Below are 14,652 nucleotides of genomic sequence, written 5' to 3' on the forward strand. Positions count from 1 at the left end.
TACTTACTTAACTTTTAGGGAGGCTAAATCATATCAAGTTTTAAATAACTTCGACATCAACGTAATTGGAATTATCCTCATGTTTATTGATCACGTGCACCAAATGTTCGCCGGGGCTGGGGTCCCTGGCTGGGTTGATTGGTTCGGACGACCAGTTGCCCCCATCTTCTTCTTTATGGCAGTTGAAGGATTCATACATACGCGGAATCAAAAACGTTACATGTTCCAATTACTCGTTGGTTTTTGGATTATGAACTTGGGAAGCCCCATTGTCAAACACTTCTTCGAAGTCGGTAACCTCGCACTGTCAAACAATATTTTTACCGATTTATACATTGCCGTTTTAGCAATGTATGGGATTCAAGAAATTAGTGTCGGTCGCCGCACGCACCATTCCAAACAAATTTTGCTTGGTGGACTGGCAATTATTGCTCCTATCCTCTTATCATTATTGGCGCTTGGTCTAATTGCTAATCCTAAGACAATGATGTTTGCTGCCAATCTCGCAATGGTTATTCCAACCATTATGCTTGCGGAAAATGGCCTTCTCCTCTACATAGGAGTATTTTTTTATCTTTTCCGAAACAACCGGCCCTTACAATGTCTTACCGTTCTTGTTTTCGCATTCCTTGACGCTGGAATCAACTCCGGATTTGCCTTCACTGGACTCTTCACTAGCAATACGCAATGGATGATGATCTTCGCGATTATCCCAATCCTCTTGTACAACGGACAAAAAGGACGTAGCATGAAGTATTTCTTCTACTTGTTCTACCCAATTCACATTTGGTTATTATTCATTCTTGCTTCATTAATGGGCGTTGGCGAATAAATTATTGATTCTCTATGTAAGCTAAAAACTGTAAAAAACTCGTTTAAGTATGTCATAATATCTTTGGTAGGAAGTTATTAAATTTATCATAACTTCTCATCTCGTCCAGAACTGACGACGCGAAAAGCTGATAAGGAGAAGGGGGTTTTACATCATGGTTAAATCATATCAAAGTTTTTGGTCCCGGATTTTTGATTTCTCAGGCACTTCAAACCGACCTGATTTCTGGTGGCCAATCATCATTAACTACATTCTAGGTGGTATTATCATCGGTATTATTCAAACAATAACCGGCCATCCAATTTCAGAAATCTATAATATTGGGGATTTAGGCATCTCAATGGGTCGTAACATCGTCGTCTTCATTGTTTGGATTGCAACTTTATCCGTTAAAATGCGCCGACTTCACGATACAGACCGCTCAGGCTGGTGGGTACTCATTGAATTCATACCGCTTATCGGGACAATTTGGTTCTATATCCTAATGCTCTTACCAACAAAAACAAACCGTTGGGCATAAGCAATTAATGTAACAGTCACACGTGTGGCTGTTATTTTTTTGCAAACAAAAAAGGCGATTAACACCGTTACGGTAGTGTTAATCGCCTTTTGTTAAGCGCCTAATTCTGCTTAACACCTTGTTATCTAATGGAGCCGGCGGGGGTTGAACCCGCGTCCATGCGCATTGCCACGTCAATCTCTACACTCATAGTCGAACGATTTAGGAGTTCGCTAGTCCAAAACGCCGTCCGACAGAAGCTCGGATGAACTAGCTAGTTTGCAAATCTCTTTTAAACACCTCAAACGGCAGCGTTTAACGTAACCCAATTAATTTGAGACCCGGATCTAACCCTTGGGTGAAGTCAGGCGGATCACGCTATGCTGGTGTTTAGGCAGCTACAGCGTAAGAATTGTTATTGTTTGCAGTTATAATTAACTGTAACGTTGTTAACGTAGACGTAACCTACGAAGTGCAACTCACGCTCACCTACACATGTCGAATCCGTAACGGCCCCGATATGCAAATACTAGTTTAGCATATCAGCCAGTAATATGAAAGACTTTAACCCTATTTCACCACTAAGCGTTTCTTAGGAAACCGGTCTTTTAAAAAGGTTTGTAATTTTTCTACCGTCGTTTTAAAGCGCAACTTGGCAATCCGAATTTCACCGACATAAAAACAAGCTTCGACTAAGTCACCTTGTGTTAGTAATTCAATCTTAGAAATCGCTGCAAATTGACGAATAGTATTTAAGTTTGCAATCAAACTTGTTTTGGTTAAACCACGAGGCCAAAAAGCAATCACAATTAAAATTACAACAGAGCCGATACCTGTGATTTGATCGCTGAGCGTTCTGCCCATCACTAACGTTAAACCTAGTAAGAGGATTCCAGCACAACATAAAAAAATCGTCCATAGTCGATTCCGTTTTGCGCGCCAAACTATTTTCGTTTCAACAATCAGCCAGATAATGAGCAAGGCAATTGCCAATAAGCCATAAAATAATGTAAAACCTGTCATATTCCCATTCCCTCCACTAAAAAATGACCAGCCATGCGCTGGTCATTTTCACTGATGCCTTAGACGTGGCCAATTTCAACAACGTCTCTGGCAATCATTACTTCTTCATTAGTTGGTACTAATAATACTTTAACGCGAGAATCGTCAGCGCTGATGACGCGTTCTTGAGCCATCACGTTATTGCGTTCTGGATCAACTTTAACGCCAAAGAAACTCAAGCGATCGGCGATGCGTTGACGCATTAAGATGTCACCTTCACCCATTCCGGCTGTAATCACTAGGACATCAAGACCACCCATAATGGCAACGTATGAACCAACATACTTGATTAAACGATTGACGAAGATATCAATTGCCAATTGTGATTCTGGACGTTCTTCACGCGTTTTTTCAAGATCGCGCATATCAGGAGATAATCCAGAAATCCCATAAATACCTGATTTAGTATTCAAAATATCGATCATTTCTGCTGGATCTTTAATGTTTAATTTTTCCATTAAAAATGCAACGAGTGATGCGTCAATGTCCCCTGAACGCGTACTCATTGTCACCCCTGCAAGTGGTGTAAAGCCCATGGATGTATCCAACGATTTACCGTCTTTAATAGCAGTCACTGAAACACCACTACCAAGATGCATGGTAATCATCTTTAATTCTTCCAATGGTTTGCCTAACATTTCAGCAGCACGGTGGGAAACATACCGATGACTAGTCCCGTGGGCACCGTATTTTCGTGCTCCATACTTGTGATAATATTCCAACGGCAAACTGTAAAGATAATTTTCTTCAGGCATCGTTGTATGGAAAGATGTATCAAAAATAGCAACCTGTGGTACATCAGGTAAAATCTTGCGGAAAGCACGGATAACACCTGCTTCAGCAGGATTGTGTAATGGTGCGTATTCTGACAATTCTTCAATCCGTTTTAATGACGCTTCATCAATTAATGCGGATGACTTAAAGTCTTCCCCACCGGCAACGACCCGATGACCAATTCCACTAATTTCACTATATTCATTGATGATTTTAAATTCGATTAACTTCTTCAATAACAAATCAACCGCAACATCTTGCGTCTTAATATCCTGGGTCATTGAGAATTTTTGACCATCCCCGTATTTAACGGTAAAGACTGAATCGGATAATCCTAAACGATCAACCATCCCTTGTGCGACAACTTGTTCTTCAGGCATGATAAATAACTTCCATTTAAGGGTAGAACTACCAGCGTTAATTGCTAATACTTTTGACATCTAATCACCTTTTCTATTCGATTATTGTAAATTATCTTTATGCCAAGTCCGGATCTTCTGTAGATACGTTGCAAACGCCTTTTGATCGTTAGAATTTGGAAATTCACCTAATAAAATTTGGTCCACTTGTTTAGCCCTGGCACCTTGTTTTTGAAGGACTAAAATTGCTTTTTGACCTTCCTTAGTCTTAAACAAGTTTGCTGGTAAACTCAATAAGCCTTGCAAATAGACATGTTTTGTCACCCATTTAATCAGTTGCTTAGCTTCATCCGTTTCCAAAATCACATTTGGTACTAGGAAAAAGCCATAGCCGCCTTCTTTCACATAATGCATCGTTTGTTCAATCAACAAGTGATGTGCATATGAATGACCACTGGCAGCGTGGGTTTCAAAATCAGCCGCCCGTTCATCTAATGGATAAAAACCAATTGGTAGATCCGCAACGGCGATATCAACTGGTTTAACCAGTAGCGGTTCAATCGCATCCTGATGGAAAAAGGTTGTTGAATGCTTCTGCAATTCACTACTGATGCCCGCAATTTCCAACAAACTATCATCATTATCAACCCCAAAACCTTGCACGGTATTCCCCGTTAGTTTTTGGATATGATTGATTACGGTTGCCAATAAGTTCCCCGTTCCAACAACTGGGTCCAAAATTGTCTTGATTTGGTCAGCACCACCAAAAACCTCTGCCAAATAAGCTACAAGATAGCCGATCGCATCTGGTGTCATTTGCTTGTTTGGTTCCACTTTAACTTGACGCAAACCCTTGAGCGTTGCCAACTGTAATGCTTGGCGAATTTCTTCTGCTTCAAATTGGTTGAGATTAACCGCCGCATAAAGCGGTTCTAGTTGTGCAACAGTGGCAGCATCTGGTAAGCCGTCTTCAACCTTTACGCGGCCACCATCTGCAATATTAGCAATGGTCTCGGTGAGTGCATCCAAATAGGTTGTTTCTAAATTCTTTTCAATTAATTGTGTTGTTTGATCAAGTTGATCAAACAACGTTTCTACAGCACTCTTAGGCAAAATAGCCACCTCTATTCATTAGATTCCTGTTATATTCTATCGGTATTCTAACGGCAAAGCAAGTAATACAGGTGGGTATACCTAGAATTATAAATCATAGTAAGCGCTTTATCAAATAGAAAATTTATCCTTGATCTGTTTCATTCTGATCTGGAAACTGTTTTCGATAACCATTGTTTAACTCAATGATGATTAACTTGTGTTGCTGGTCGATACGACTCTTACCGATGTTAGTCTTTATACCTTGAATTGACTGAGTTTGCCGCGCTTTATTTGTTAATTTAAGCAAGATTTGCGTTTGGTAATAGTTAGTCAAACTGACGTAACTCTGTTGTTGCTGTTGGTAACTGTGGGTCACAATCAACAACGCACTTGTCACCAAGCTCAACATCAAAACTGCATTCAAGAGCGCGACTGCAGAGCGTTTAATCTGTATTTTTCGTGTCATGTTGCGCCTCCAAAAAACATTCATGTTGATAGGCTGTCCCATCGCTTAAGCGCGCTTCGAGTTCTAAAAAAGGTTCATGATACACCATTTTTAACCGCGAGACCCCATCAAACAGAGGCATATAACCATTCTTCGTACTCGAAACCACCAGTTCCTTCTTAGTTTTCGTTAAGGTATAGCGTCGTTTCGAATCTTTAGCGACGGTTAATTGCTGTTCATAATTCGCCTGTTCAATTGAAATAAATTGAGCGTCATCCAGAAAACGATCAAGTTCAATCATACTAATGTGCCAATTAATATTCTGACGTTCCATCTGGGTTAATTGCGTTGTGTGCGTTAGTGTTTTAGTGGTTGCCAATATTAATTGACTGCTCAATATCAGAATAACGAGAGCTACAACCATTTCAATCAGTGTAAATCCAGAGCGTTTAGTAACAATACCATTGAAGTGCAACTCGCTCACCCGCTTTATTTGTGACATAAATGGCCTGTTTTTTGGTGACGACTTGGTATGTTTCCCGTTGCAACTGCCATTGTGCTCGTGGCGGCTGCTCATTTGCCAATCGATTGGCAGCCATTGCCATTACAGCATATTCTGTAGCAGCACACCGCCGTTGAACTTGATGTGCTTTAAACTGCCGTAGACTCATTGTCAAGGTCAAGCCTCCCATCAGGAGAAGACTTAACGCCACGATTTGTTCTATTAATAGAAATGCCGGTCTACTTCTTAACATGTAACATCCCCCACATCATCTGGACCCGATATTCATAACGGTGCCCATCAATTTTAGACCGACAAATCAATGACCGCGGTCTAGCAGCTGAGTCATGATTAAATTGGATCCTAAACCATGTTTCTGGATCGACGCACATCAATGTTTCTGGAATCGGGATATCCATACTTTGGTATTGTGGATCCGCACTTGTGTAATGCAACGTGTGGTTGGTTTGATCCCAAGATAAGTGCACATTATGCGGCTCAACAGCGACATATTCGCGAGTCGCATGCCAAGACGCTTCAAATTGTTCAAAAAATAAACGCTCCGCCTGCCGTGCACGATAATCTCGAATATGTTGCAACGCAAATAAACTGACTACTCCAACAATGAACAAAACAAGACAGCTCTCGATTAAAGTGAACGCCTTATTTTGTATTTTGAACAACTTTATTATCCTTAATTGTTATGCCGCGTTTTTCAGCTTGTTTAACCTGATTATTGGTTAAATATTTTTCACCTGATGCTAAATCGGCTAGACTCGACACCGTTTTACCGTCATCCTCAGCTAATTCAACTTGTGTTTGAATCGTTGCCACTAGAGCCGTATCCGTTTTTTGCTCAGCTGTCTCTTTCTGATGCATTAAATTAGGTGCAATTAACAAGACTAACATTGCTATCACAGCTAGCACAACGACCATTTCGATCAATGTAAATGCATTTCTTTTCTTCTTCATGAAATTCCCTCCATTGTATGATATAGCGGTAATAAAATACTGAGATAGGTACAAATAATGATGATCCCAATTAGGATAAACAAGAGCGGTTGTAGCCAATTCACCTTCTGTTTCAATTGCCGTTGCAGTTCATCGTATTTAATGACTGCAAGCAGATCAACCTCCTTGGCCATCTGTTGTAACGGACTTCCCTTAGCGAGCACTAATTGCAGCTCAGGTGGATAAAAAACGCCATCCGCTAAGTTCGCTAATAGCGTGCCCCCCTTTTGGACAGCCGTTTCAAGTTGTTGCATTAATTGTACAAGCCACGATGTTTTCGCCAAACGATGTGTAAGCTGATGCATTTCGGCCAAGTTTAAGCCGTTATTCAGGCAAGTCGCTAAATCAAATAATAAGCAATACTGATAGTAAGCCTGCAACGTTTTACCGATGAACGGCCATCTAAATGCCGCCGCCAATCGTTGTAATAGCGGTCGCCGATACCAACGGAATAAATACACACTAATCAGACCACCAGCCATAATAACGAATGTCCCCATCACTCTAAAAAATAGTTGTAATGGTGATGTCGCCGAAGTTGTTGGGTTAAACTGCGCGATTTCCGGAAAAAGATAAATCTGCATCATCCCAATCAACGCCCCGAGAAAAAGGAGTAGAAAACAGGGATAGGCAATTACGCCAACTAACTCTCTACGCCGTTTCTGTTGAATTCGCTGTAATTGGCCAAGATGTAACAAACACTCGCCTAAGTTTCCCTGCAACTCAGTCAATTCAATCTGTGCAACAAGGTGTGTTGGAAACGAAACCGCCGCTAAGCTTGGTGCTAGTCGTTTTCCTGCTTCTAACCCAGTTTGCACCTGATGCAGCCACTGCTTTTGTGTCGGAAAAACAATCGGCATGAACTCAAGTGCTTGTTGTAAAGAAAAACCATTTTGCAGTAAGCGCCCTAACAGCAACATAAATTCAGTATTGAATTGAACAGTGGTTTTAGTCTTCATGAACAGCCTCCTCCAATTGTTGTGCAGTTGCTAACTCATAGTGGGCCGCTACATTGTGGCCGTCGACCACTAGTGATTGATAGGCAACACCCGCTAAACAAGCGGTTAATTGTGAGTGGCTAATTCCAAGATCTAATAGACGGTCCATCACCCCCGTTGTACTTCGCGCGTGAATCGTACTTAGTACCAAGTGACCGCTCAACGCCGCAGAAACCGCGTGTTGGGCCGTCTGTAAGTCGCGAATCTCACCAATAATTAAGGTATCAGGCCGTAATCGCAAACTGATTTTCAACAATGCTGCATAGGTTAACCCTGCGGCTTCATTCACTTGTAACTGTAAGAACGCTGGCTGTTGAATCTCTATCGGATCTTCAATCGCAACCACCATCTTATCTTGCATGACTTGTTCCGCAAGATAGTACAAACTTGTTGTCTTCCCTGAACCAGTTGGACCGGCAAATAGCAATAATCCTGGTTGCTGAATTAACTGCATTAAACGACTTAAAATCTGCGAGTCGTCGCAATGATAAGTCTGCCCAATGGGATAAATGAAACGAACAACTAAACTTTCCCGATTCAAAAAATCCCCCACGGTTGCCAACCGTAAATAAATCAATTCACCTGCCACCTCGATCGCTGAACGGCCGGTCTGTGGACGCCGAGTTTCACTGATATCCATCCCCGCTTGATACTTCATTTGATTGAGCCATTGATTGCCTTCTGACAGAGTAACTTTTTGTAACGGCTTTAGTCCTGTCGCTAAGCGTTCAATAATTGCCCAACCCGTCGATAGTGGTCGAAAATAAAGATCCTGCGCTTTTTCCGTTGCGCACTTTTGCAAAAGGGTTGTTAATACTTCGGTCATCTCGTCCCTCCTTCCTGACTAACCAAAGATACGCAAATAACCGGATAATTTTCTGCACAAAAAAAGTGCGTTGCAATTACTTGCAACGCACTTATCAAACAAATTAGTCTTCTTCTGGTAGTTCGCCAGCTGTATAAACTTCTTGAACATCATCGTTATCTTCCAAAGCATCAATTAAACGTTGGAATTGTTCTGCTTTTTCAGGATCAACCGGTGTTGTATTTTGTGGAATCATTGTTAATTCAGCATTTGCCAATGTGTATTTCTTTTCAAGAATATCACGGACATTTGCTAATTCCTTAGGATCTGTGTAAATTTCAAACACGTCTTCTTCAGTTTGTAAATCATCCGCGCCAGCTTCTAGAATGTCTTCAAACATTTGATCTTCATCAACATCTAAGCCTTCACGTGCAATCGCAATGTAACCACGACGATCAAACATGTAAGCAACTGAGCCAGAAGCACCCATTGTCCCGCCATTACGAGTAAATGCAACACGAACGTCTGAACTTGTCCGGTTCTTATTGTCAGTTAAAGCGTGTACTAAAACGGCAACACCACCTGGTGCATAGCCTTCATAAGTAATTTCATCGTAGTTCGCGCCATCGCTACCGTCAGCTTTATCAATTGCCCGTTTGATATTATCTTTAGGCATGTTAGCTGAACGTGCTTTATCCATAATTAAACGTAATGCGGCGTTAGAACTTGGGTCAGGACCGCCACTTCTCGCAGCCATGAAAAGCTCACGGGATAGTTTTTGGAAAATCTTGCCGCGTTTTGCATCTTGTGCGTTTTTACGACCCTGAATATTATGCCATTTTGAATGTCCTGACATATCTAACTCCTCTTTTCGATTATAGAATTCTGGTACTAAGTCGTTTTCTATGATAGCAAATTACCATGCTAAAAGCAATGATAGTCGGGCTATCGTCTCTTTTTTTGTGTAAAAATCCACTGTAGTGCGCAAACAATCACAATCCCCGTTAATGCGCCAACACTGTCCAACATCACATCTTGAAAAAGTGGCGTCCGATCACCAGTCAACATTTGGTGGAATTCGTCCGTGGCCGCATACCCGGTTGCTGCCAGCCAACTAAAGATAACTACTAAAAAACCACCGGTTACGCGTGGCCGTAGCCCTAAATAACTAAAAGCCGCCAATAAGAAATACGTCCCAAAATGGGCGCCTTTTCGCACGAAAAACTCCACAAATTTGAAATACCCAGATGCTTTTACACTCTGTTCACTGCCTGCATAATGGAACGAAAATTGACTTAACCAAGCCTTAAGTGGTTCATTCTTGAGAAATCGTTCCAAAGTGGGCACCGATGTTTGTTCATGATACGTCATTGAAGAACTGTAAAATAAGATCGCCATCATCACCAGTGCAGCCACTAAGAACCAATCACTTTTACGTTTAAACATTGCTGACCTCCGAAAAACTAGTATTTCTCTATTATACCAAAGCACACGGTTGTGACGAGCACTATTATTCGTTATACTACTCTGAAGAAAGAGGGAAATTCTATGTCTGATCAAGATCGCTTTTACCAACCACAAAACGCTAAAGATGCAATGCGTTTTGTTCAAAAACTTTTCAATCAATATAACCAAGCACCACTCACAGAAGAACTAATTGCCTATCATCAAAAATTATTGGCTTATCTCACTAACGATGTTACAACCGAAGTCCAAAAACAAGCAAATTCTGAACAAGCCGAAAAACTGACTGGAATGATTGAAGCCATGCAAAATTGGTTGAAGATTCGCCTCAGTGGCCAACCATATGCCGGGAAAATGCAACACTTCAAGTTCGTTCCTGATAGCCAACAAGCCCACTTCAAAACCCGCACGATTAAAGGTGGCAAAAAAGCAAATAACCTCAGAACATCTGCCCGTCACTAATTCGCCTTGCTATTTTAGCTAAAAGTGCTAAAATATTTTTGTAAGCGTTTGGGCCCGTAGCTCAGTTGGGAGAGCGCCTGCTTCGCATGTAGGAGGTCGCCAGTTCGAATCTGGTCGGGTCCATCAATATTAAATAAAACCACCCTATTATTTATTAGGGTGGTTTTTTCGTTCAATTATTTAATTAATCTTATTTAAAACATCTGTCAGCATTTCACGAGTTAAAGGATTAGGAAAACTGTCCTGCTTCATTTCTAATAACAACCATGTACCTAACTGTAGAAATTGTTCTTCAGGCATTGCGTATTGTAATTTTAATAATCGTTGGGCGGCCCCTCTAGTATCGTTGGCAGCAATTAAACTTGTCAATTCCTTTTGAAAAGGCAATTTTTTAGCATTTTCTTGCGGAAAGGCAACCTCCGACTGTGAATTACCACTTTGTTTCGATAACAAATAACCCATTCCTTCCGCAAAAGAATCAACTTGTCGCATCAACCAGTCTTTTTTATTGTCCATTTTCATCCCCCCCAATTATGATTATTTTAACAAATTATTATTTGAAGAACAGTATTTAAGGTCACGAATAATTCTCTAATTCGCTAGCCTCAACATTATTCATTTTCAAAGTGCACAACTTAATCGTTGCCAACTTCTGCATCTAGCGCTATATTATTGGTAACCCATTCACAATTCGAAGGAGATTTTTAATCATGACAGATAAAGTCTTTACAAAAGAAACACTCGCTCAATATAACGGTCAAGATGGTCAACCCGCATACGTTGCCGTTGATGGCGTCGTTTATGACCTTTCCGCAATCGCCCCTTGGCAAGGCGGCAAACATTTTAAAGATTTAACAGCCGGACGTGATTTAAGCGAATTTTTCGCCAAGTCACATCACACACCAGCCACTTTAAAACAAGCCGTTCAAGTCGGCACTTACCAAGCTTAATAACAAAAAAATCTGCCATCAATAAAATTGTTGATGGCAGATTTTTTAATAATTCAATATTTCTAGAAACATCCTAGCTGCTGAAACGCCCTAGAATAATAGTGTAATTAATAAAATCGCGAGGACTACCTGTACGGTCACTAATCCGCCGGCATATGCTAATAAACGTTTACCTTGGCTGAAGAGTGCCTTTAAGTTCAAGCGTAACCCAATGGCTGCTAACGCCGTTGTTTCACACCATGTACTCAAGAAATGGCACAGTGTACCAAATTGGCTTGGAAAAACACGTAAGCTATTTAAGACGCAGAATAATAGGAAGCCAATCACGTACCATGGCACTAAGCTACTCTTCTTCGCTAATAATTGTTCGCTCAGTTTTGTATCACTGACTTTACTTTGTTTCTTTTGATGTAAGTAACCAAAACCGCTGACAACAAAAACCAAACAGATGATCCGTAAAATTTTGAATAAGGTCGCTGTGACAACCGTTCCTTGGTTAATCATCGTCGCACTAGCAACCACTTGACCAACTGACTGCACTGTTCCACCAATTAACACGCCACGGAGTTCATTATTATGTCCCCACATCAACGTTCCAATAACTGGCAAGAGTAACATCAAGATGGTCCCCATTAGATTTACCAATGTAATCGCAATGCCGGTATCTTCGTTATCGGCATCGATGACGGGCGCAATTGCCCCAATCGCACTCGAGCCACAAACGGCATTCCCACCGGCCATCAATAAATAGGTACCTTCGCTAAATTGCAACCGGCGGCCAAACCAGATGGCAAATCCAATCGTACAACTCATTTGTAACACGGTAAACAGCACACCATGCCAGCCGATTTGTTGAATACTTTGGAATGTAATTGTCGCACCCAGTAACATGACTGAATATTCCAATAATTTTTTCTCGGAAAACTTAGTTCCGGCTGCTAATACCGGTTGTTGCAACCAAGTATTGCCAAGTACGATGCCGACAAAAAGCGCAATCGTTGCGCCGCCTAACATTGGTAACCATAATTTAGCGATGTAATAACTGGCAATCGCAATCGCTAACGATAACGCAAAGCCAGGTATTTTTTTTGTTATATTGTCCATTGCTTTACTCCTTCTCACTTGTTATCTTAAACTATACCGAAACTCTTTCAATTAATAAAATAAATCTTTATAATAGTTGTTATTAAGATAACGAATAGAAGTGATGATATGTTTAAAATTTTAACAACTTTTAAAACCGTTTATGAAACCAAGAATTTTACAACGGCTGCGCAACTGCTTTTTCTATCGCAGCCGACCGTTTCTGTGCAAATTAAACAATTGGAAGATGCGCTGGGGGTCACACTATTTGAACGCAATGGGCGCCAGCAGATGACGCCGACTAAGAGTGCTGATCTCTTCTACCAACAAGCACAACAACTTCTTGATTTATGGGACCAAGATTTGCACGCACTCCATCATCAAGATGGCCAGCCAAAAACACCGTGCCGAATTGGCGCCTCGCACACCACTGCAACCTACTTATTGCCAACCCTGCTTAAAGCGCATCGGCCAGCCCTTGAAACACTCGCCTTAGATATCAGTACACTCAACTCATCGCAGATTGTTCAAGAATTGACGCAGCACAAACTAGACTTTGGTTTCATTGAAAAACCATTAACCGAAAAAGACTTAATTCGGTCACCACTACAGACCGATCAACTGGTCCTAGCAGGTCGCCCGAATGAACCCTGGTTGCTTCGTGAACAGGGTTCTGGCGTCTATCACTATACGATGAATTACGTCAAAGAAAATAATTTACCACTCGAAAACGTGATGACCATCAAAAGCAATGCGATGATTATCCAACTATTAAGACAGGGTATCGGCCAATCATTAGTTTCTAGCGCAGCCTTACTTGATTACCCAGAAATTTCCTATCGACCGTTGTCCCAACAATATCAACGCCAATTCTACCTTGTCGCCCGGAAGAATTTACCAGCACCAATCCAATCATTTATTGCGTTATTAATGGCGACCCCACTACCAATCGAATAGGAGTGTTATTTTGGAAAACTCACCACATATCAAAAAAGAATTAACGGGCTACATCATCCGTGACGTTTTCAGCTCGTTAGGCTTATCCATCTATATTTTAGCGGACACATATTTTATCGCTTACGCAGTCGGACCAATTGGCTTGGCCGCTTTGAATATTGATCTGCCCATTTTTAACTTATTTAACGGTTTAGGTCTGATGCTCGGGATTGGGGGCGCCACGATTTTCTCAATTAACAAGAGCAAGCATCCCGAAAAGAGTCGCTCGATTTTCACTCAAGTTCTTTCTTTTGGGATTTTATTAAGCCTCATCATCATGGCGCTCGGCTTAATTTTTATTCACCCACTACTCCACTTACTGGGTGCCAATCATGAAACGCTCGCCCCAAGCTTGACCTATTTACGAATTATTTTAATTGGCAGTCCCTTATTTATCATCAATAACTTAGTCTTAAGTTTCGTACGTAACGATAGTAATCCACATTTGACAATGATTGCGACACTTTCACAAAGCTTATTCGTCATTATCTTCGATTACCTCTTAATGTTCCCCCTACACATGGGCATGATGGGTGCTGCGATGGCCACGATTTGTTCGCCAATCGTCAGCCTACTCATTTTGACACAACACCGGCATCACCCACAACGGTTACTAACTTTGCAGCACTTAACCTTACGTTTTAAACCGACGTTCAAAGCAATTCAACTCGGTTTCCCATCTTTCTTAACTGAAATGAGTACTGGGGTCAGCATTTTCGTCTTTAACATTGTTATTCTCCATCTCAGTAATAACTATGCCATCGCCGCTTACGGCATTATCGCCAACATCTTACTAGTTGGTCTATCCCTATTCAACGGTGTTGCAGTCGGGGTTCAGCCAATCGTTAGTCGCGAATTTGGGAAACATCATTGGGATAATGTCAAAACGAGTCTCAAAATCGGTTTGCTTTCCGCACTCGGGATTGCGGTAGGATTATATCTCGTTTTGATTGGTCTTAAATTACCGATCATCGAAATTTTTAACCATGAACACAACCAACAACTGATTCGCTACGCGTCTGCTGGCATTCCCTTGATTTTCATTAGTTTTTTCTTCTCAAGCATGAACATCGTCAATAACTTATTCATGACCGCCATTGCGCAACCTCGATTGTCATTTTTCGTGGCCATCATGCGGGGCTACATCGTTTTGATTGCGAGCGTCTTGGTTCTTTCTAGCCTTTTCGGATTAACCGGTGTTTGGGTGAGTGTCCCATTAACAGAAATTTTAATCTTCATCATTGGAATGCTCATCACGCGGAATCTCTTGAAAACAATCGATCAATAGTATTAAAAAGGTGTGTCACAGCTCAAC

At 41.3% G+C, this 14,652-nt stretch carries 20 protein-coding genes, 1 tRNA gene, 1 other RNA gene and 1 pseudogene; 7 read left to right on the top strand and 16 right to left on the bottom strand.

Features of this window, described 5'->3' with window-relative positions:
* The first annotated feature begins 64 nt into the window (after positions 1-64).
* Entirely contained in the window at positions 65-832 is a 768-nt protein-coding gene (locus ACF1X7_RS00500) for a TraX family protein (RefSeq protein ID WP_411162353.1), read from the top strand.
* 154 nt (positions 833-986) lie between these two features.
* The gene (locus ACF1X7_RS00505; RefSeq protein WP_004270896.1) at positions 987-1,352 is read left to right on the top strand and encodes a DUF805 domain-containing protein; all 366 of its coding nucleotides are present in this window, start codon (positions 987-989) and stop codon (positions 1,350-1,352) included.
* Positions 1,353-1,478: 126 nt separating this feature from the next.
* Here the strand turns inward: ACF1X7_RS00505 and ssrA are convergent.
* From ssrA to ACF1X7_RS00575, 14 genes and pseudogenes are all read right to left on the bottom strand, one after another.
* Positions 1,479-1,848: a transfer-messenger RNA gene (gene ssrA / locus ACF1X7_RS00510) on the bottom strand.
* A gap of 53 nt (positions 1,849-1,901) precedes the next feature.
* Positions 1,902-2,354 carry a laaL gene (locus ACF1X7_RS00515; RefSeq protein WP_004270908.1) on the bottom strand — a complete coding sequence of 151 codons (453 nt, stop codon included), beginning with the start codon at positions 2,352-2,354 and terminating at the stop codon, positions 1,902-1,904.
* Positions 2,355-2,413: 59 nt separating this feature from the next.
* Positions 2,414-3,607 carry an acetate/propionate family kinase gene (locus ACF1X7_RS00520; RefSeq protein WP_064777313.1) on the bottom strand — a complete coding sequence of 398 codons (1,194 nt, stop codon included), beginning with the start codon at positions 3,605-3,607 and terminating at the stop codon, positions 2,414-2,416.
* A 21-nt stretch (positions 3,608-3,628) separates the two neighbouring features.
* Positions 3,629-4,639: a class I SAM-dependent methyltransferase gene (locus tag ACF1X7_RS00525; protein ID WP_039099487.1), complete on the bottom strand. Its 1,011-nt coding sequence runs from the start codon at positions 4,637-4,639 to the stop codon at positions 3,629-3,631.
* Positions 4,640-4,763: 124 nt separating this feature from the next.
* Positions 4,764-5,087 (bottom strand): hypothetical protein, encoded by a 324-nt coding sequence (locus ACF1X7_RS00530; RefSeq protein ID WP_039099486.1) that lies wholly within the window; start codon positions 5,085-5,087, stop codon positions 4,764-4,766.
* Positions 5,065-5,463, bottom strand: coding sequence for a ComGF family competence protein (locus tag ACF1X7_RS00535; RefSeq protein WP_240327155.1), 399 nt, complete (start codon positions 5,461-5,463; stop codon positions 5,065-5,067). The genes ACF1X7_RS00530 and ACF1X7_RS00535 overlap by 23 nt, the downstream gene beginning before the upstream one ends.
* 3 nt (positions 5,464-5,466) lie before the next feature.
* Positions 5,467-5,550 (bottom strand): annotated as a pseudogene (locus tag ACF1X7_RS00540) (type II secretion system protein); the annotation flags it as partial.
* A complete protein-coding gene (locus ACF1X7_RS00545; RefSeq protein WP_039099485.1) occupies positions 5,516-5,821 on the bottom strand; it encodes a hypothetical protein in 306 nt (101 codons plus the stop codon). The pseudogene ACF1X7_RS00540 and the gene ACF1X7_RS00545, both read right to left, overlap by 35 nt.
* Entirely contained in the window at positions 5,808-6,167 is a 360-nt protein-coding gene (locus ACF1X7_RS00550; RefSeq protein WP_158022155.1) for a hypothetical protein, read from the bottom strand. The genes ACF1X7_RS00545 and ACF1X7_RS00550 overlap by 14 nt, the downstream gene beginning before the upstream one ends.
* A gap of 64 nt (positions 6,168-6,231) precedes the next feature.
* The gene (locus ACF1X7_RS00555) at positions 6,232-6,540 is read right to left on the bottom strand and encodes a competence type IV pilus major pilin ComGC (protein WP_004270901.1); all 309 of its coding nucleotides are present in this window, start codon (positions 6,538-6,540) and stop codon (positions 6,232-6,234) included.
* A complete protein-coding gene (locus ACF1X7_RS00560) occupies positions 6,537-7,538 on the bottom strand; it encodes a type II secretion system F family protein (protein ID WP_064777317.1) in 1,002 nt (333 codons plus the stop codon). The genes ACF1X7_RS00555 and ACF1X7_RS00560 overlap by 4 nt, the downstream gene beginning before the upstream one ends.
* Positions 7,528-8,403 (bottom strand): competence type IV pilus ATPase ComGA, encoded by an 876-nt coding sequence (gene comGA, locus ACF1X7_RS00565; protein WP_039099523.1) that lies wholly within the window; start codon positions 8,401-8,403, stop codon positions 7,528-7,530. Before comGA ends, ACF1X7_RS00560 begins: the two co-directional genes overlap by 11 nt.
* Positions 8,404-8,506: 103 nt before the next feature.
* The gene (locus ACF1X7_RS00570; RefSeq protein ID WP_004270897.1) at positions 8,507-9,238 is read right to left on the bottom strand and encodes a YebC/PmpR family DNA-binding transcriptional regulator; all 732 of its coding nucleotides are present in this window, start codon (positions 9,236-9,238) and stop codon (positions 8,507-8,509) included.
* Positions 9,239-9,327: 89 nt separating this feature from the next.
* Positions 9,328-9,828, bottom strand: coding sequence for a VanZ family protein (locus tag ACF1X7_RS00575; protein WP_039099520.1), 501 nt, complete (start codon positions 9,826-9,828; stop codon positions 9,328-9,330).
* 102 nt (positions 9,829-9,930) lie between these two features.
* On the opposite strand from ACF1X7_RS00575, the gene ACF1X7_RS00580 reads away from it, so the two are divergent.
* On the top strand, positions 9,931-10,308 hold the full coding sequence (locus ACF1X7_RS00580; protein WP_039099519.1) for a hypothetical protein: 378 nt from the start codon (positions 9,931-9,933) through the stop codon (positions 10,306-10,308).
* Between the two features lie 50 nt (positions 10,309-10,358).
* A tRNA-Ala gene (locus ACF1X7_RS00585) sits at positions 10,359-10,431 on the top strand.
* Between the two features lie 57 nt (positions 10,432-10,488).
* Here ACF1X7_RS00585 and ACF1X7_RS00590 read toward each other — a convergent pair.
* A complete protein-coding gene (locus tag ACF1X7_RS00590) occupies positions 10,489-10,824 on the bottom strand; it encodes a hypothetical protein (RefSeq protein WP_275780570.1) in 336 nt (111 codons plus the stop codon).
* A 194-nt stretch (positions 10,825-11,018) separates the two neighbouring features.
* On the opposite strand from ACF1X7_RS00590, the gene ACF1X7_RS00595 reads away from it, so the two are divergent.
* Positions 11,019-11,258, top strand: coding sequence for a cytochrome b5 domain-containing protein (locus tag ACF1X7_RS00595; RefSeq protein ID WP_411162337.1), 240 nt, complete (start codon positions 11,019-11,021; stop codon positions 11,256-11,258).
* Positions 11,259-11,348: 90 nt separating this feature from the next.
* On the opposite strand, the gene ACF1X7_RS00600 is transcribed toward ACF1X7_RS00595, so the two are convergent.
* Positions 11,349-12,362: a YeiH family protein gene (locus ACF1X7_RS00600; protein WP_004265264.1), complete on the bottom strand. Its 1,014-nt coding sequence runs from the start codon at positions 12,360-12,362 to the stop codon at positions 11,349-11,351.
* 108 nt (positions 12,363-12,470) lie between these two features.
* On the opposite strand from ACF1X7_RS00600, the gene ACF1X7_RS00605 reads away from it, so the two are divergent.
* Positions 12,471-13,298: a LysR family transcriptional regulator gene (locus tag ACF1X7_RS00605; RefSeq protein ID WP_039099661.1), complete on the top strand. Its 828-nt coding sequence runs from the start codon at positions 12,471-12,473 to the stop codon at positions 13,296-13,298.
* A gap of 10 nt (positions 13,299-13,308) precedes the next feature.
* Complete coding sequence (locus ACF1X7_RS00610) at positions 13,309-14,625, top strand: MATE family efflux transporter (protein WP_039099662.1); 1,317 nt, start codon at positions 13,309-13,311, stop codon at positions 14,623-14,625.
* The last annotated feature ends 27 nt before the right edge of the window (positions 14,626-14,652 follow it).

Origin of the sequence: Latilactobacillus sp. VITA-14 (assembly GCF_046580785.1) — a bacterium.
Taxonomy (GTDB): Bacteria; Bacillota; Bacilli; order Lactobacillales; family Lactobacillaceae; genus Latilactobacillus; species Latilactobacillus curvatus.